This window comes from Martinezella sp. CNPSo 3890, from assembly GCF_057784455.1.
On record NZ_JBXSOR010000006.1, the window covers coordinates 84,382 to 101,657 of the forward strand.

17 protein-coding genes are annotated in these 17,276 nt (G+C 60.4%); 11 read left to right on the forward strand and 6 right to left on the reverse strand.

The window, feature by feature from the left end; translation table 11 throughout:
* Positions 1-332 precede the first annotated feature (332 nt).
* From AC13RC_RS16650 to AC13RC_RS16680, 7 genes are read left to right on the forward strand one after another with little or no spacing between them, the layout of a single operon-like run.
* Positions 333-2,024 (forward strand): ABC transporter substrate-binding protein, encoded by a 1,692-nt coding sequence (locus AC13RC_RS16650; protein ID WP_488557839.1) that lies wholly within the window; start codon positions 333-335, stop codon positions 2,022-2,024.
* A 22-nt stretch (positions 2,025-2,046) separates the two neighbouring features.
* Complete coding sequence (locus AC13RC_RS16655; RefSeq protein WP_152092948.1) at positions 2,047-3,030, forward strand: ABC transporter permease; 984 nt, start codon at positions 2,047-2,049, stop codon at positions 3,028-3,030.
* Positions 3,027-3,929, forward strand: coding sequence for an ABC transporter permease (locus AC13RC_RS16660; protein ID WP_152092947.1), 903 nt, complete (start codon positions 3,027-3,029; stop codon positions 3,927-3,929). The genes AC13RC_RS16655 and AC13RC_RS16660 overlap by 4 nt, the downstream gene beginning before the upstream one ends.
* Positions 3,926-4,741, forward strand: coding sequence for an ABC transporter ATP-binding protein (locus AC13RC_RS16665; RefSeq protein ID WP_488557840.1), 816 nt, complete (start codon positions 3,926-3,928; stop codon positions 4,739-4,741). Before AC13RC_RS16660 ends, AC13RC_RS16665 begins: the two co-directional genes overlap by 4 nt.
* On the forward strand, positions 4,738-5,664 hold the full coding sequence (locus AC13RC_RS16670) for an ABC transporter ATP-binding protein (protein WP_488557841.1): 927 nt from the start codon (positions 4,738-4,740) through the stop codon (positions 5,662-5,664). Before AC13RC_RS16665 ends, AC13RC_RS16670 begins: the two co-directional genes overlap by 4 nt.
* Before the next feature lie 12 nt (positions 5,665-5,676).
* Positions 5,677-6,147, forward strand: a complete 471-nt coding sequence (locus tag AC13RC_RS16675) for a GNAT family N-acetyltransferase (RefSeq protein WP_488557842.1) — start codon at positions 5,677-5,679, stop codon at positions 6,145-6,147.
* A gap of 21 nt (positions 6,148-6,168) precedes the next feature.
* A complete protein-coding gene (locus AC13RC_RS16680) occupies positions 6,169-8,196 on the forward strand; it encodes a beta-N-acetylhexosaminidase (protein WP_488557843.1) in 2,028 nt (675 codons plus the stop codon).
* Positions 8,197-8,283: 87 nt separating this feature from the next.
* On the opposite strand, the gene AC13RC_RS16685 is transcribed toward AC13RC_RS16680, so the two are convergent.
* Positions 8,284-9,507, reverse strand: coding sequence for an ROK family transcriptional regulator (locus tag AC13RC_RS16685; RefSeq protein ID WP_488557844.1), 1,224 nt, complete (start codon positions 9,505-9,507; stop codon positions 8,284-8,286).
* Between the two features lie 278 nt (positions 9,508-9,785).
* Here AC13RC_RS16685 and AC13RC_RS16690 point away from each other — a divergent pair, with 278 nt between their 5' ends.
* Positions 9,786-10,034, forward strand: a complete 249-nt coding sequence (locus AC13RC_RS16690; RefSeq protein ID WP_145319839.1) for a hypothetical protein — start codon at positions 9,786-9,788, stop codon at positions 10,032-10,034.
* A 150-nt stretch (positions 10,035-10,184) separates the two neighbouring features.
* Here AC13RC_RS16690 and AC13RC_RS16695 read toward each other — a convergent pair whose 3' ends face one another.
* Positions 10,185-10,817 carry a lysozyme inhibitor LprI family protein gene (locus AC13RC_RS16695; protein WP_152092942.1) on the reverse strand — a complete coding sequence of 211 codons (633 nt, stop codon included), beginning with the start codon at positions 10,815-10,817 and terminating at the stop codon, positions 10,185-10,187.
* A 165-nt stretch (positions 10,818-10,982) separates the two neighbouring features.
* On the opposite strand from AC13RC_RS16695, the gene AC13RC_RS16700 reads away from it, so the two are divergent.
* A complete protein-coding gene (locus tag AC13RC_RS16700) occupies positions 10,983-11,489 on the forward strand; it encodes a hypothetical protein (RefSeq protein WP_488557845.1) in 507 nt (168 codons plus the stop codon).
* A 79-nt stretch (positions 11,490-11,568) separates the two neighbouring features.
* Here AC13RC_RS16700 and AC13RC_RS16705 read toward each other — a convergent pair whose 3' ends face one another.
* Positions 11,569-12,837, reverse strand: coding sequence for an FAD-dependent monooxygenase (locus AC13RC_RS16705; protein ID WP_488557846.1), 1,269 nt, complete (start codon positions 12,835-12,837; stop codon positions 11,569-11,571).
* 39 nt (positions 12,838-12,876) lie between these two features.
* Between AC13RC_RS16705 and AC13RC_RS16710 the strand changes: the two genes are divergently transcribed.
* Positions 12,877-13,359, forward strand: coding sequence for a MarR family winged helix-turn-helix transcriptional regulator (locus AC13RC_RS16710; RefSeq protein ID WP_488557847.1), 483 nt, complete (start codon positions 12,877-12,879; stop codon positions 13,357-13,359).
* Between the two features lie 172 nt (positions 13,360-13,531).
* Positions 13,532-14,494 (forward strand): S1C family serine protease, encoded by a 963-nt coding sequence (locus tag AC13RC_RS16715; protein ID WP_113329214.1) that lies wholly within the window; start codon positions 13,532-13,534, stop codon positions 14,492-14,494.
* A gap of 59 nt (positions 14,495-14,553) precedes the next feature.
* On the opposite strand, the gene AC13RC_RS16720 is transcribed toward AC13RC_RS16715, so the two are convergent.
* The 3 genes from AC13RC_RS16720 to AC13RC_RS16730 form a co-directional block, all read right to left on the reverse strand.
* Positions 14,554-15,330 carry an SDR family oxidoreductase gene (locus tag AC13RC_RS16720; RefSeq protein ID WP_488557848.1) on the reverse strand — a complete coding sequence of 259 codons (777 nt, stop codon included), beginning with the start codon at positions 15,328-15,330 and terminating at the stop codon, positions 14,554-14,556.
* A complete protein-coding gene (denD, locus tag AC13RC_RS16725) occupies positions 15,327-16,313 on the reverse strand; it encodes a D-erythronate dehydrogenase (RefSeq protein ID WP_488557849.1) in 987 nt (328 codons plus the stop codon). Before denD ends, AC13RC_RS16720 begins: the two co-directional genes overlap by 4 nt.
* A 196-nt stretch (positions 16,314-16,509) precedes the next feature.
* Positions 16,510-17,274 (reverse strand): hydroxypyruvate isomerase family protein, encoded by a 765-nt coding sequence (locus AC13RC_RS16730; protein ID WP_488557850.1) that lies wholly within the window; start codon positions 17,272-17,274, stop codon positions 16,510-16,512.
* Between the last annotated feature and the right edge of the window lie 2 nt (positions 17,275-17,276).

Consider the following 17,276-nt stretch of genomic DNA (forward strand, 5'->3'; position numbering starts at 1 on the left):
ATGTGCGATGGCGCGTCCAGATGATCAATCTCCCGAATATTTGCTCTTAAATGCACAAGCCGGCAGGGTGCCTGTTTCGGTATTGTGGATAAGCGCACGCTTTTTCGCGCTTGCGGCTCCGTGTGACCGCAACTGCAAACGTGCCACTGCGCCGTGGCTCCCGATATCTCCTCGCAATTTCCGGTAGCGGCGGTGTGGGTGCCGATATCTGCGGCAATCCTCCAGATCACAAAATCAATGCCTGTTGATTTCCAATCAGCGATTGACGAGTTTCAAAACTCACGATTAAATCAATTTGATTGACCACTCCAAAACAGCAAGAGGGGCTGGAAATGAGAATGAGGAAAAAGTCATTACGCAATCTATTTCAGCGGACATCACTGGCAGCGGCGGCGCTCAGCGCTTCGCTGGCATTTAGTGCGAGTATCGCCTCCGCGGCTGAATCCGTACTGACGATGCATATCGAGGAGCAGACCAGCTGGGTCAGCAACTTCAATCCGTTCGATCTGGCCGGTCGTCGCCAGAGCACGATGGATTTCATCTACGAGCCGTTGGTCATCTTCAACGCCAATGATGGCGGCAAGCCCGTCTGGCGCCTGGCGACAAGCTACAAGTTCTCCGACGATCTCAAGTCGATCACCTACGATCTGCGCCCCGGCGTGAAGTGGTCGGATGGTCAGCCGCTGACCTCCGCAGACGTCAAGTACACGATCGACCTGATGCTGAAGAACCCGGCCGTCGATACCGTCGGTGTCGGTCAGACGGTCGCCTCCGTCGAAGCGCCGTCGCCAACGCAGGTGACGATCAAGCTCAAGGCTGTGAATTCCGAATTCCCTGAATCGCTCGCCGATCTCGCCGTCGTACCCGAGCATATCTGGAAAGACGTTGCCGATCCGGTCGCCTTTAAGAACGAGAAGCCCGTCGGTTCCGGCCCGATGACCGAGGTCCGCCGCTTTACGCCGCAAGTCTATGAGCAGTGCCGCAATCCGAACTACTGGGATGCCGCGTCGCTGCACGTCGATTGCCTGCGTCTGCCGCAGATTTCGGGCAATGACCAGATGCTGGCGCTGCTGCCGGAAGGCACCGTGGACTGGATCGGCTCGTTCCTGCCGCAGATCGACAAGACCTTCGTCGCGCTCGACCCGCAGCATAATGGTTACTGGCAGCCGCCGGCGGAAACCGTTGCCTTCGAGATGAACTTCAAATCCACGAATGCCGGCAATCTCGAAGCTTTCAAGGACCTCAACTTCCGTCATGCCTTCAACCTGGCGATGGACCGCAAGTCGATGGTCGATATTGCCGGCTTCGGCTATCCGGTCGTCAACCTGCATGCCAGCGGCCTGCCGCCGCGCTTCGAGAGCTGGCGCAACAAGGCTGCCGAGGGCGATAAGGACGCCTTCATGGGCTTCGACACCGAAAAGGCAAACAAGATCCTCGACGACGCCGGCTACAAGAAGGGTGCCGATGGTTTCCGCACCACGCCGAGCGGCAAGCCGATCACCTTCGCGGTCATCGTACCGAACGGCTGGACGGACTGGATCGACGCAGTGCAGATCGCCGTCGAAGGGCTGCGCGCCGCAGGCATCAACGCCTCGGTTGCCACGCCCGAATACGAGCAGTGGCGCAAGCAGCTTCTCGACGGCAGCTTCGATGTCGTCATGAACTCGCGTGCCGACAGTGCAACGCCGTTCCAGGGCTATTATCAGAGCCTGTCGACGGCCTATGCCGGTAAGCTTACCGTCGCCGCGGCGCGCTATTCCAACCCGAAGCTTGATGCGCTCTTCGATCAATATCTGAAGTCTTCTTCCGATGAGGATCACAAGAAGATCTTCAACGACATTCAGGTTCTGATCGCCGATGACTTCCCGGTCGTTCCCGTCTTCAACGGCCCGACCTGGTACCAATATTCCAGCAAGCGTTTCACCGGTTGGGTCACGGACAAGGATCCCGTGATGAACCCGGAAAACCACGACAATAACCGCATGCGTCTCATGCATCTGCTGCGTCTGAAGCCGGTCCAATAAGACCACAGCGAAGGAAGCAGAGATGCGTGTTTCAAGCCGGCGCCTTGGCGTCTATGCGGTGGCCTTGGCCTTCGCGATCGTCGTGAATTTCATTCTTCCCCGGCTTATGCCGGGGAGCCCCGTCGATGCCATGGTCGCGCAACTCGGGCCGCGGGCCACACCCGCGGCGGTGGAGGCGATCAAGGCGCGTTTCGGCGAGATCGATCAGCCGATCATGATGCAGTTCCTCGACTATCTCAAAGGCCTTGCCACCTTCGATCTTGGCGTTTCGGTCAAATATTACCCGCAGACGGTGGTCCAGGTGCTGAGCCGGGCAACGCTGTGGACCATCTTCCTGGTGGTTACGGCGATCATATTTTCGCTGTGCGTCGGCGTCGTGCTCGGCGCCATCGCGGCCTGGAGACGCGGCGGGCGGTTCGATACGATCGTATCGCCCTTTGCCGTCATCTTGTTCTCGATACCGCCCGTCATCGTTGCGCTCACGACCTTGTTCGTCTTTGCCGTATCGTTGCGCTGGTTTCCTGTGGGGTATGCCTACGATCCCAATCTCGATCCGGGCTTCAATTTCACCTTCGTGGGCAGCGTGTTCATGCACGCGATCCTGCCGGTTCTGACGCTATCGCCTTTCCTGATCGGCGAGTTTCAGACGACGATGCGCTCATCCATGATCGTCGTGCTCGGCGAGGATTACGTGACGATGGGGCGGGCCAAGGGGCTGAGCAATCTCGCCGTCATGTTCGGCTATGGCGCGCGCAATGCGCTTCTGCCTGTGCTCACCAACCTCGCGCTAATGCTCGGCGCCGTTTTCGGCGGCTCGATCGTCACCGAGATCGTCTTCAACTATCCAGGCCTCGGCCTGACGCTGTTTACCGCCAGCGTGGCGCGCGACTACCCCGTCATCCAGGGGCAATTGCTGCTGATGACGCTCGCAACCCTCGGCGCAAACTTCCTCGTCGACATCATCTACGGCCTTGTCGATCCGCGATTGAGGGAGGGCGGCCGATGAGCTTCTCGTTCCGATCCATCTTCAGCCAGAAGAAGGCGCTTGTCGGCTTCATCATCGTCACGGCGCTATGCCTGATGGCGATCTTCGCGCCGGTCATCGCTCCAGGCGAACCCGGCGCTCGCGTCGGCCGATCGCATCAGCCGCCATCCGTCGAACATGTCTTCGGCACGACAAAGATGGGTCGCGATGTCTACAAACAATTTGTCTGGGGCGCCAGAAGCTCGCTTTCCGTCGGCTTCGCCACAGGTATCGCGATTACCGTGCTCGGCACCGCCATCGGCCTCATCGCCGGCTATACCGGCGGCAAGACGGACGCGGCGCTCGACCTTGCCACCAATGCCGTGCTAGTCATCCCGAACATGCCGCTCCTGATCCTGCTTGCCTCCTTCGCGGGCACGGTCGGGCCGATGACAATCATGACCATCATTGCGCTGACATCCTGGCCATGGGGCGCACGCATGACGCGTTCGCAAACGATGGCGCTGCGCAACCGTGATTTCGTTACTGCAGCCAAAATGATCGGCGAACCGGCCTGGCGCATCATCTTTGTCGAAATCCTGCCGAACCTGACGCCGCTCATCGGCATCAACCTGGTCGGCAGCATCATCTACGCGATCGTCGCCCAGACCACGCTCGAATATCTCGGCTTCGGCGATCCGCTAAAGGTCACGTGGGGTACCATGCTTTATAACGCCCAGAATGCCTCGGCCATCATGGTCGGCGCCTGGTGGGATATCGGCGTGCCGGCCATCGGTATCGCACTGACGGGGCTTGGTCTCGCGCTGATCAATTTCACCTTCGACGAAATCGCCAATCCGCAATTGCGTTCCGGCCCGGCCTTGACCCGCTGGTTCCGCCTGACGCGTGCCCGCAACCGCATGATGAGGGCCGAGCAATGAGCGACAATCTGCTTGAGATCGAACATCTCAATATCGACTATCTGCTCGATAAGGGCGATTTCCGGGCGGTGAAGGATGTATCCTTCAATATCGGCCGCGGCGAGATTTTCGGCCTAGCCGGCGAATCCGGCTGCGGCAAGAGCACGATCGCCTATGCGATCACGCGGCTATCGAAGGCGCCGGCCTGGGTCAGTGGCGGAAGCATCCGGCTCGACGGGCAGGACCTGCTGAAGATGCCGGAAGGCGAGTTGCAGAAGATCCGCTGGAAGCGCATCGGCATGGTGTTCCAGAGCGCCATGAATTCGCTCAATCCGCTAATGCGGGTAGAGGCGCAGTTCCACGACGTCCTGCATCGCCATACCGGCTGCTCACGCCAGGAATCGCGTGCGCGGGCCGAGGAGATGTTCAAGCTGGTCGGCATTCCCGCGCATCGCGTCGGCGATTATCCGCACCAGTTTTCCGGCGGCATGCGTCAGCGCATCGTCATCGCCATCTGCCTGGCGCTGCGTCCTGAACTCATCATCATGGATGAACCGACGACGGCGCTCGATGTCGTCGTGCAGCGTGAGATTCTGGAGCAGGTTCTCGACCTGCAGCAGACCTATGGTTTCTCGGTGCTCTTCATCACCCATGACCTGCATCTGATGGCCCAGCTTTGCCATCGCATCGGCGTGATGCTGAAGGGCGAACTGGTTGAGGTCGGCGATGTAGCCCAGGTCAGCCAGTCGCCTGTCCATGAGTACACGCGCAAGCTCTGGAATGCCATCCCGCAGCTTCCGGCCAGCGCCCACCCCTCCGGAGTTTTCGCATGAAACCGCAGATACAGGCCGTAACTGCAGAACCCGTCATCCGGCTCGATGATATTCAGCGCCATTTCGGCCCGGTACACGCATTGAAGAGCGTCTCTTTCTCGCTGTTTGCGGGACGGGCGCTGGCATTGGTCGGCGAATCCGGCTGCGGCAAGACCACCTGCGCCCGCATTATCGCCCGGCTCGACAAGCCGACGGCCGGCAGGCTGCTGTTTCGTGGGCAGGATCGCACTGCACGCGGTTCGGGCAGGGAAGAGCGGATGTTTCGCAAGGACGTCCAGATGGTCTTCCAGGATCCGTTCTCATCGCTCAACCCGGCCTTTACCATCAATCATCACATCGCAAGGCCGCTGCAATTGCACGGTCAGGACAAGCCGAAGGCCGAGCGGGACGAGGATATAGCGAAGCTACTCGAAAGTGTCGGGCTCGATCCTTCGGTGACGCGTCAGAAATTCCCGCACGAACTCTCCGGCGGCCAGCGTCAGCGCGTCAATATCGCCCGTGCGCTAGCGGTCTCTCCGAGCGTGCTGGTGGCGGATGAGCCGACCTCGATGCTTGATGTCTCGATCCGCAAGGACATTCTCGATCTGCTGGCGCGGGTAAAGCGGGAAAACGATCTCGCCATGCTCTACATCACCCATGATATCGCGACGGCGGCTCATGTTGCGGAAGAGATCGTCGTGATGTTTGCCGGCCAGATGGTCGAGTGGGGCGAGACCAATGCCGTGCTTGCCGATCCGAAGCATCCCTATACGCAGCTTCTGCTTTCGGCTGTGCCGGACGGCGGCCGCAGGTTCGTGACCGGTGGCAGTGCCCGCTTCTTGGAGCAGGCGGAGAGGATCCGCGCGCTCAGCCGTCCGATCTCGACGGTGGTCGAGGAGGTCGGCCCCAATCATTTCATGCGTGCGCTGGTCGCATCGAATTAGAAGGAATTCCCCTTGGACTACCTGGTCAATCTATCGACCCTGCCGGTCGACACGCAATCGCCGGAGCGCATGGCGAAGGCTGATGTCATCATCCGCCGCGCGCTGCCGCCGGAACTGCGACTGATCACCGGCTGGGTGGCTCAACATTTCAGCGAGGGCTGGGCAAGCGAGACGACGGTCGCGATGACCCGCCAGCCGCCGACCTGCTTCATCGCTACCCGTAATCGCGAGCTTGTCGGCTTTGCCTGCCACGAAGCGACGGCGCGCGGCTTCTTCGGCCCGACCGGCGTCGACGAGAGCGTGCGCGGTCTTGGCATCGGTCGCGCGCTTCTCTTTGCCTGCCTCAATGACGCAAAAGCCATGGGCTATGCCTACACCGTCATCGGCGATGTCGGGCCTTCGGAATTCTACGAGAAGACGGTCGGCGCGATCCAAATCCCCAATTCCGCACCCGGTATCTATGCCGGCATGCTCAAGCTTTGAACAATCCTTCAGGAAGAAAGAATGCTCATGTCCACACCGCGATCCCCGGCTCTGCGGCTTGAAACCACTTGGAACCCGCCAACCGACGAAAAGGAATTTTCTTATGTGCTGCGGCTGAAGAACCTGTCATCGGAGCCGCTTTCCGGCTTTACGCTCTGTGTCAGCGGCCCCGGTCGTGTCGATCCAGCCGGCATTGTCGAAGGTGCGACGGTTACCAGGCGGCTGTCCAATTTTACCGAATTCCAGCCGCCCGAGGGCTTCGTGCTGGCCGGTGGCGGGACGTGGACGATCACCGTTCGCGCGCTGAGCTGGCAGTTCCGACATTGGAACGATGGTGCCAACAGCGCCTATCTCGCATTTGCCGATGGCACTACGGTTTCACTTGGCACGGAGCCGACGCGTGCGTCGTCAAGCAATGCGCCGTTGAAGCGCGGCGCGGAGGTCTACCCGGTGCCGGCCAATCCGCCGGTGCCGCTGGCGATCATTCCCTGGCCGAATCGCGTCGCTGTCTCCTCCCGTCGCCCGCTTCCCGCAGGCTTTGCCTTGAAGGCCACGGCGCCGGAGGCGCAGGCTGCCGCCGAAAGCTTTACGGCTCTCGTCGAGCACCTCTTTTCCGCCGAAGGACTGATCCGCTCCGAAGCGGAGGGTGCCGTACCCGTGGAATTGCGAGAGGTCGAGGGTTTAGGCGCCGAGGCCTATAAAATCGTCTTTTCGCCTGAAACCATAACCGTCGAAGCGAGCGCGCAGACCGGCTTCGTCTATGGTCTCGTCACCATCGGGCAGATCTGGCGCGGCGCGCGCCTGCACCCACAGGCTTTCCATTTCCCTGCGGCAGGCGAGATCGTCGACGAACCCGCGATGAGCTGGCGCGGCCTGCACCTCGATGTCGCACGGCAATTCTACGGTTCGGCTGAAATCAAGAAGCTGATGGCAGTGCTTGCCTGGAATAAGCTGAACCGCTTCCATTGGCATTTGTCGGATGATGAAGCGTGGCGTGTCGAGATCGATGCCTATCCGGCTCTGACCGAGGTCGGCGCGTGGCGCGGCCATGGCCTGCCGGTGCCGCCGCTTCTCGGCTCCAGCCCGGCCCGCACCGGTGGTTACTACACCAAGGCCGTTGTGCGCGACATCGTCTCCTACGCCAAGGGTCTTGGCATCGAGGTTCTGCCGGAGGTCGATATACCCGGCCATTGCTATGCCATGCTTCAGGCAATTCCGGAGCTGCGCGATCCAAACGAAGCCGGCAGCTATTATTCTGTTCAGGGTTTCCCGGATAATTGCATCAACCCGGCGCGTGAAAAGACCTATGAAGTGATCGAGACGATCCTCTCGGAGCTGATCGAGCTTTTCCCGTTCAAGACGATCCATATCGGTGCCGACGAGGTTCCCCTCGGCGCCTGGTCCGGCTCGCCGGAGGCGCTGGCACGCTTGCGTGAGATCGCCGGTGATGACGTTGCGCAAGCGCATGCCAAGCGATTGAACGTCATCACCAATACGCATGGAGCCGACGATATTCATGGCTCGGGCGCGGCCTTCCTGCAGGCGGAATTCCTGGAACGCATCCAGGCATTTCTCGCCTCAAAGGGTTGCGTGACCGGTGGATGGGAAGAGGCGGCCCATGGCGACAGGATCGACAAGGACAAGAGCTATCTCTGCAGCTGGCGTAGCGTCGAGGTGGCGGCGGAGCTTGCCGGTCGCGGATACGAGATCGTCGTTTGCCCGGGGCAGGTCTATTATCTCGACATGGCGATGCGCCCGGATTGGGACGAGCCGGGCGCAAGCTGGGCAGGCCATTCGGATCCGGAGAAACTCTACACCTTCGATCCCATCGGTGGTTGGACGGACGCCCAGAAGGAAAAGCTTCGTGGCATTCAGGCCTGCATCTGGTCGGAATCGATGACCGATCGGGCCATCTTCGACCGGCTGGTCTTTCCGCGCCTCTCGGCACTTGCCGAGACGGGTTGGACGAAGCCGTCGGCCAAATCCTGGGAACGTTTCAAGGCATTGGCCGGCACCATGCCGCTGCTATACGGCCTGCATCAATTGTGACAGCCCGATGCGTGGCCTTCAGGCGCGACCCGCATTGGTCGCGCCTGAGTTAAATCAATAATGCAAGGCTGGCGCTATGCTGGCCCTTCAAGGCTGAGTAACGGCACGATGCGTCAACGGCTTCTGCAGGACATCGAACTGCGGGTTCGTTTCGGAAAAGATAGGCAGAGCGGCCGCACCTAAAATGGCGGTATCCTTACCGCTGGCGCCGATCATCAACCGCGGAATGCTGCGCTCTTCGGTTGGGTTGACTGGGGTGTGGAGAGGCTCAACGCTTTCGGCTAGCCCCGTCATCAAGGATGTTGGCGCACTGCCGCCAAGCACGATCGTCTGCGGATCGAAGGCCAGCTCGAGAAAGTCGATCGTCTGGCGCAGTGGCTGTACCGCCTGTTCCAGCCATGCCTTCAGGCCATGGCCGCTTGCCGCGATCAGCGCATCCAGATCGTCGGGGTCCAGCTCCTGTGCATTCTCGATGCCTAGGCATTCGTAAGCGACGGATGGCGAGACATAGCGGTCGAGGCAGCCGCGCTTGCCGCAAGTGCAGAGCCTGCCATGCGGCTCAACGATGATGTGGCCGATTTCGCCGGCATTGGCGCGGCTACCCTTGTAGAGATGGCCGTCGAGGAACATTCCGGCGCCAATGCCGCCATCACCGGCAAGAAAGAGATAGACGAAGCTGCCAAGGCCGCGGGCAACGCCATAGAGCCGCTCGCCGATCGCCGCTGCCGTAGCGTCGTTTTCGACAAGTACGGGCAGGCCGATCAGGCGTTCCAGCTCACTGGCAACGGGAAAATCCTGCCAACCCGGCAGGTTGAGCGGACTGAGCGAGGTTACGCCGCCATCAGCGTAGCGTCCGGGTAAGGCGATGCCGACGCCGAGCAGCCGGTCGCGGTCAAAGGAGAAGGCTTCCTGCAGATCCCTGACGATCTCTGCAAGGACCGGCATTGCCTCGGTCGGTCCCGGTCTGTCGACATGGCGCTCGACGCGGGCGCAGACCGTGCCGGACAGATCGGTGAGCACGCCGGCCGCACGCTGGCGCCCGAGTTCCAAACCGATGGAGTAGGCGCCAGCCGGATTGATCATATAGGGCGTAATCGGTTGACCGCGGGCGATCTTCTGCGCCTCCATCGCGATCAGGAGATGCGAACGCGCGAGTTCCTCCACGATATTCGAAACGGTCTGTGTGGTCAGCGCCGTCATGCGGGCAATGGCGGCCCGCGACATCGGGCCATTGGTGCGAATGGCTTCGATCACGACGCGCCGGTTGTGAGATTTGGCCTGTTCGAGATTCGTGCCTGAAATAGTCTTCATGAGAGGATAGTGGAGCACTCAGTTCGTGTTGCTGCTTGTCGCGCTTCGCCAGTGCGTGAGGTGAGGGTGGCCGCATGACATTGCTTGCCCCTATGTGGGCAGTTTCTATTCTTTTGTCGATCGATTCAAGACGGGGTCGGCCAGGGCCGTGCCGTTTGAGGGATAATACAGAAGGCTTTTTCTTTTGCGTGGATGATTGGCGCATATCTTTACTCCGACAGGCATTCCGTTAGACTCCGCTAACCCGGTCTTTTGCCGGGATAGCCCGGAGGAATTCGATGATCAGACTGCTTGCAATAGCGATTGTCTCGACCTGCATCGCCGGCGGTGCGATGGCAGCGGATGCGACATGCAAGGCCCAGGCCGCCGACAAGAAGCTGGCGGGCGCCGCTTTGACGAGCTTTACAAAGAAATGCGAGAAGGATGCCGCAAGCGCCTGCGATACTCAGGCCGCATCGAAGAAGCTTGCCGGTGCCGCCAAGACGAGTTTCGTCAAGAAGTGCACCGCCGACGCAGTTGGCAGTTGAGCGCCGGATTTCAGTCTTTCTCAAATCACCCGGCCGCCGGTGGCGGCTGGATCACAAAAATTCCTGGTTATCGATGACGGTCTGGTGCACGGTGACGTTGGCATATTGCGAGATATTCCTCGCCTGGCAGTCAACCGGGTTTAGGCCATGTCACTGTTTGCGATAGGTACCCTGCAAGGTCACCCCGGCGGCGAAATCGCACACGCCCGCCTGCGACACACGCCAGGTCTTTGCGTTAAGGCGATCGAGATCGATCTTGCAGGCGTCTCTGGAGAGTTCAGCGTGTCCCTTCGTCAGCGGTACGACGCTATCGAGACCGTCGGCGTTGACGTCGCCGGCATCTGCTCCGCCCGGGCCGACGAAGGTCGAGGAGAGCGAAACTGCCAGGAGACCATCGACCGGTCCGAAGATGGCAAGGTGGCCCTCATTGCCATCGGCGCTGTTCGACTGGAAATCCGTCGAAGCGCTTTGTCCGCCCTTGGTCCTCAAGAGAGACGCAATCTGGTCGTCATAGGCCTGCCGGGCGCATGCTGCATCGCCGCAGGATTGCACTTTGGTGATCCAGCGGCGCTGTCGTTCCCGGATCTTGTCCGCATCATCGCGTTTCAGAGCGGCGGCATAGAGATCCCTCACCATCGCATCGCGGGCAAGCAGCGATTTGTCCTGACAGATCATATCATCGCTTGGCGAGCCCGGCTTTGAGCAATCGATCCCCGCAGCTTCGACAGGAATGGCAGAAAGGCCGATGATGATCATCGCCGAAAGGGATCTTCGTATCTTCATGAGTACCTCCATCACCCGATACGTCAGCTAATTATGGCCGCTCGCTGCTTCGTAAAGATCGTGCCGGCGTGCAGCTGAACTGGGCCGAATATCGCGCCGGCATTTGAAGATCGTCGGCATCCTCCTAATTTGCATTGAGCAGATGGACGTCGATGGGGAGGTCACGTGGAAGGCGAAACGCAATTGTCCGGCAGGGTCACATTCCTGATCATCGGTTCCTTGTTTCTTGCCATCACCATAGCAATGGGAGCCTTGGCACTTCATCTTTATCGGACCTATGCAAACGCGACCGCCATGGCGGCATGCACGGTTTTCTCCTGGGGCTTCGGCAGCATGCTGATATCGATGGCGCTCGTGCTTCTGACCTCGAAAAAGAAGGTGCGGGGCAGGGTCCGCACCAGGCGCGGCAAGGTGACAGTCAGGCTCGGTAACCGATCACCAGGCTCCAATGGTCACGTGACCGGCGATGGCGTCGAAGCCGAAGGCGAGGCGGGGGTGCCCATCACAAGCATAATCCCCTCGCTCTTCCTGATCGCCTCCTCGATCGGCTTGGCGCTTCTCGGCCTCTTCCTTTTCGGCCGCCATCGGCTGGACCTTATTGGATCGGGAATGTTCATCGCATTTGTAATTTATATTGCAAATTGGAGCAGGCTGGCTTGGCCGCGCGAATAGCTCCTCCGTGCCGGCAGGCATAGGGAATTGCGCCGGCTATTCCGATTTCCTAGATTGGCCTCAGCAGACCGACCGAATGTCAGGCGGCATCCTTGTGAGCGCTTTCGGTTGAGGGATTTGCCTTGAGCGGGTCAAGATCGACTCGATATGCAAACAATCTGCGGCCGGCTCTGACACTTAACGGAATAAGCAAGGGCAGAAGCAGATCGCGCAGAAACAGGCTGAGCCGACTGTTTTTCCGCTTCCTGGAAGCATTTTGCCGAGTGAGCTTCACCACGCGAGCAATGCGTGGGCGCCGCAGGGCCTCATAGCGAGCAAAGGCGGTACCGTAGTCGAGCGTATCCGCCAGGCAAGATGACAAGACCACCGCATCTTCTATCGCCATTGAGGCGCCTTGGCCGGCATGCGGGCCAATGGCATGCGCGGCGTCGCCGAGCAAGACGACACGCCCGCTCGACCAGACCGGAAGCTGCGGCATGTCGAAGATGGGATAGCTGCGTTCGATCTGACCGACCGCCTGGAGGATCGATCTGTTGGGTTCAGGATCGTCGGCATGCATCTGGCGAACATGAGCGGCCAGTGCCGTCGGTCCCAGAGCGCGTACCGCGTCCGGCGTGTCGGCGGGGAAGGACTCGAACCAGTAGACGGGATGGGAGGCCGTCTTGATGTAGCCGAAGAAGGCTCTCTCGCCGAAGGTCATGCGCATCACGCCATCCGTATCCGGTATATCGGCATCGACGATGCCGCCTGTGCTGATCAGGCCGGTAAATTGCGGCAGGGGATAATCCGGAAATATTTGCGTGCGGACGAAGGATCGCAGTCCGTCGGCGGCGACGAGCAGGTCGACGGCAAGGCCTGCACCTTCGGAGAAGTTGAGCGTTACGGCATGCGGGAGATTGTCGACCTTGGTCACGCGCCGGCCAAATTGCACGCTGATGCCTTCGGCTTGGCACTTTTTGATCAGGATGCCTGTGAGAACGCCGCGCTTGATGGTGACGGCGGGCGTGCCGAATGTCGCCAAATGGTCGCTCTGGTCGATGAGTGCGAGCCTTTTACCGCGCGCGTTGCAGAGTTCGATGGCACGGGTCTCCAATCCCTGGCGCAATACTTCTTCGTAGCAGTCCACCGCCCGCAGCCCGTTCATGCCGTTGGAAGCGAGCGTCAGAAACTCCCCTTCGGATAAGGCGGCTTCCTTTGAGCGAGCTTCGAACAACACCGGACGAAAGCCGAGCTTTGCCAGCCGGAGCGCGAGCACAAGCCCGCCGATACCGGCGCCGCATATGCCGACCGTCACCTCGCGGTTTGTCGCTCGATTCATGGTTGCAGCAGGATCGTCAATGGGGCACATTGGTTCTTCCTTCTAATAGTTTGATAAATGAATTATTCGATGATCGAACAAAAGTCAAATGAAGATGAGCATCGCCTCGTGGAAGCCATCAGCCTTGCCTGCATGCGCTGGCAAGAGGCGACGGAGAGCTTCGACGAAACCTTCGGCAAGCTGCATGGGCTCAATAGCGCCGAGCGGCGCTGTCTCAGCGTGATCATGCGCGCGCCGCAGCCGGCAAACGCCGTCGCCAAGGCTATCGGCCTTGCGCCTCCGTCGGTTACTGCTTTGATTGACCGCCTTTCGGCACGCGGTCTTCTTCACCGCGTTCCCGATCCCAACGACCGGCGTCGCGTGCTGGTAGCACCATCCGAGAAGGCGATCAGGCTAGGACGCGAAGCCTATGGCCCGATCGCGCAGGCCGGCTCGCAGATGCTCAAACAGTTTTCAAAGGCGGAAAAGCAGGTGATCTTGCGCTTCGTCACGCAAGCTATCGAGATGCAGGAGCGGGAACTGGAGCGGCTGTTGCAGCACGACAAGAGCTGATTTCGGCCGCCGTGAGGTCGGTTGGAAGAGTGCGTTCGGTCGGCTCTTGAACTCGATAGGGTGACATCTCATTTGAATAGTCACCACTTCAATCTGTCGAACTGACAGCCTCCTGCCTCCCAACAGTTGCTGCCGGTCCTCGTAGCGACGCGTCCGCGTCGGAGGAGTTTTCATGGGCTTCATTGATCGTGACATCCAGCCGTCATCCGATGCCGGGCTGCTGGATGCCTATTCGCAATCGGTATCAAGTGCCGTCGATCTCGTCGGGCCGGCCGTCAGCCGGATCGAGCGTTTGGGCGGCCGCGCCGGACATGGCTCCGGCTTCGCCATTTCGCCGGATGGCCTCGTTGTGACAAACAATCACGTTGTCGACGACGCTAAAGCCGTGCGCATCAAGACCCCGGAAGGGGCAACCGTCGAGGGCAGGGTGCTGGGGCGCGATCCGGATACCGACCTCGCTCTCATTCGCGCCAATGACTGGCCGGGCAACTGGGCGCGACTTGGCGATTCCAAATCGCTGAAGCGCGGTCATATCGCGATCGCCATCGGCAATCCCCTTGGTTTCGAATGGACCGTCACGGCCGGTATCGTCTCGGCGCTCGGCCGCTCCATGCGCGCGGCGAGCGGAAGGCTGATGGAAGACATCATCCAGACCGATGCCGCGCTCAATCCCGGCAATTCCGGCGGTCCGCTGGTCTCGTCGGCGGGTGAAGTCATCGGCGTCAATACCGCCGTCATCCAGGGCGCGCAGAGCATCGCTTTCTCGGTCGCCTCGAACACGGCCAAGCATGTGGTGTCCGAGATCCTGCGTTTCGGCCACGTCCGGCGCGCCTATATTGGCATTGCCGCCGACACGGTCGAGCTGCATCGGCGCATCGCGCTGGAGGCCGGCGTCACGCATTCGACCGCTGTGCGGCTGCGTCGTGTCGAGAAGGATAGCCCGGCCGAAAAGGGCGGACTGCAGGAGGGTGACTACCTGCTCGCCATCGATGGCCAGGCTGTATCCGGCATAGACGATGTCGTCCGGTTGCTCGATGGCGACAAGATCGGCATGGAGATCGAGGTCCTGATCTTCAGCGTTGCCGGCCTGATCGAGCGAAGGCAGGTCAAGCCTTCCGCACGACCCGCAATCTAGCCTATACGGTAACACATACCATCGGCAGCATCGTACTCATGACGCTGCCGATCGTTTTCTTATCCTCTGCCGACAAGCGGCATCTTCGTTGCCATGACGGTCATGGAAAGAACATTGGCGTCGAGCGGCAGCGTGGCCATGTAGACGACGGCGCGGGCGACATGCTCTGCCGAAATCGTCGGTTCTGCTGCGGTCTCGCCATTTGCCTGCAGTACGCCGGCGCTCATCCTCGCCGTCATGTCGGTGGCGGCATTGCCGATATCGATCTGCCCGCAGGCGATATCGAAGGGACGGCCATCGAGCGCCGTCGATTTCGTGAGACCGGTGATTGCGTGTTTCGTGGCCGTATAGGGTGCGGAATGCGGCCGCGGCGTCGTTGCCGAGATCGAACCGTTGTTGATGATGCGGCCGCCTTGCGGCACCTGGGCTTTCATCAGGCGGAAGGCCTGCTGCGTGCACAGGAACGCGCCGGTCAGATTGGCTCCGACAATCGCATTCCATTGCTCGAAGCTCAGTTCCTCCATCGGCACGGCCGGCAGGCCCATGCCGGCATTGTTGACCAGAAGGTCGAGGCGGCCATAGCGGTCGGCGATCACATCAAAGAGGCTGCGGACCGATGTGGGGTCGCTGACATCGGCTGCAACCGCAAGAAACTCCGCCCCGGTCTCCTCCGAAAGCTCACGAGCAGCTTTTTCGAGAACATCAGCCCGGCGCCCCGAGATAATGACCTTGAAGCCTGCCGAGCCAAGCGCCTTGGCGATAGCTCGGCCGATGCCGGTGCCGCCGCCGGTCACCAGCGCGATTACACTTTGTGCGTTCGATGACGCCTCCGTCATGCGACCCTCCCGTCCAGTTCGTCTTCGATATGCGCCCGCAGGATCTCGTCGAAGCTCTGTTCTGCCTCGAAGCCGAGATCACTCGCCCGCTTGGCATCGAACTGCGTCGCCCAGCCGGAAACGATGCGCTCGATCACCGGATCAGGCTCGCGGCGGATCAGCGCAACCGCCTTGTCGCCGCCGATGCGGCGCAGCGCATCGATCTCATCGGAAACGAGCGCCGAAAGCCCCGGCATGGTGAGATTGCGCCGCGGCCCGATCTTTGCCGTATCGAGCGTTGCCGCATGAACGAAGAAACCGACCGCCGCTCGCGGGCTTGCAAACCAGTGGCGCACCGTATCGCTGACGGGCAGGACAGCCTCTTTGCCGACCAGCGGCTCACGCAGGATGTTGGAAAAAAACCCGGAGGCCGCCTTGTTCGGAGCGCCGGGCCGAACGCAGATGGTTGGCAGTCGGATGCCGATGCCATCGAAAATGCCACGGCGTGAATAATCGGCAAGCAGGAGCTCCGCGATCGCCTTCTGCGTGCCATAGCTCGTCAGCGGCGCGGTCAGGAATTCATCGCCGATAACTTCGGGGAAGGGGGTGCCAAACACAGCAATGGAGGAGGCGAAGATGACGCGCGGTACATAGGCGGATTTCAGTCCCTGCTGGCGGATGGCTTCGAAGAGTGCCCGCGTGCCATCGAGATTAACGGAGTATCCTTTGTCGAAATCGGCCTCGGCTTCGCCGGAGACGATGGCGGCCAGATGGAAGATCATATCCGGACGGTCTTCGATGAGCTTTTCTGCAACACGAGCTGTCGCAAGATCGATCGTCAGGGTTTTTGATACGGATTGAAGCGCTTCCGGCACTGGCGGCTGGAAGGCATCGACCAGTGTCAGGCGATCGATGGCTTGCCCGAGAATTTTCGGCTCGGCGGCGATGCGGTTGACGAGCTTGCGGCCGACCATGCCTGCGGCACCCAGGATCAAAACATGCATATCGGATTTTCCTCCCAATAGAGCAATTCCAGGAAAAGTGCGTAGCGGTTTTCCGTCCGGAATTGCGAGAAACAAACAGACGGAGCGGCTCACGGATTCAAGGAAAAGCCGAACTGCTCCAAGCTGACATCAGTATTCGGGACACTTCCCGAGTGAATCTCTTTGAAGGCCGTTAGTCGTTCTCGAAGCCGGTCTCTCATTTGAATGCCTGCAGCCAGGCAAGTCCTGCATCCGTCGTGGTTGCCGGCCGATATTCCGCGCCGATCAGTTTGTCATAGCCAAGCTTTTCCAGGACCTGCAGAATGTGACGATAATCGATCTCCCCATGGTCCGGTTCGCGCCGATCCGGCACGGCAGCGATCTGAATATGGCCGATTGCCGTCATATGATCCTGCAGCCTGCGGGTCAGATCGCCCTGCATGATCTGGATGTGATAGCAGTCGAACATCAGTTTGAGGTTCTCGGCACCGGCCGCGGCTATGATGTCGCGTGCCTGATCCGCCGTTTGAAGGAAGTAGCCTGGCGCATCGCGATAGTTGAGTGGCTCGATCAGGATGGTCGCCCCCATCTTGCTGGCGCGTTCGCAGGCATAGCGCAGATTGGCAATGAAGGTGGCCCGCGCGTCATCGCCGGCGGCCTTGCCTGCCATCACATGCACGTTTCGCGCCCCGATGGCGGCTGCATAATCGAGCGCCTGATCGATGAGCAGGCGGGCTTCGTCCTCGCGGCCCGGAATGGCGGCAAGTCCGTTGTCGCCGGCCGGGACATTGCCGCGGGCGGTGTTGAGGCCGAGCATGGGAAGGCCGGTTTCCTCCAATGCCTGACGCACGGCCTCAGCGGGAGTGTCGTAAGGGTAATGGCATTCCACGGCATCGAAGCCGGCGGCCTTGGCGGCGCGGATGGCGTCGGGAAGGGAAAGCTCCTGCCACAGGAATCCCAGATTGGCCGAAAAGCGCGTCATGT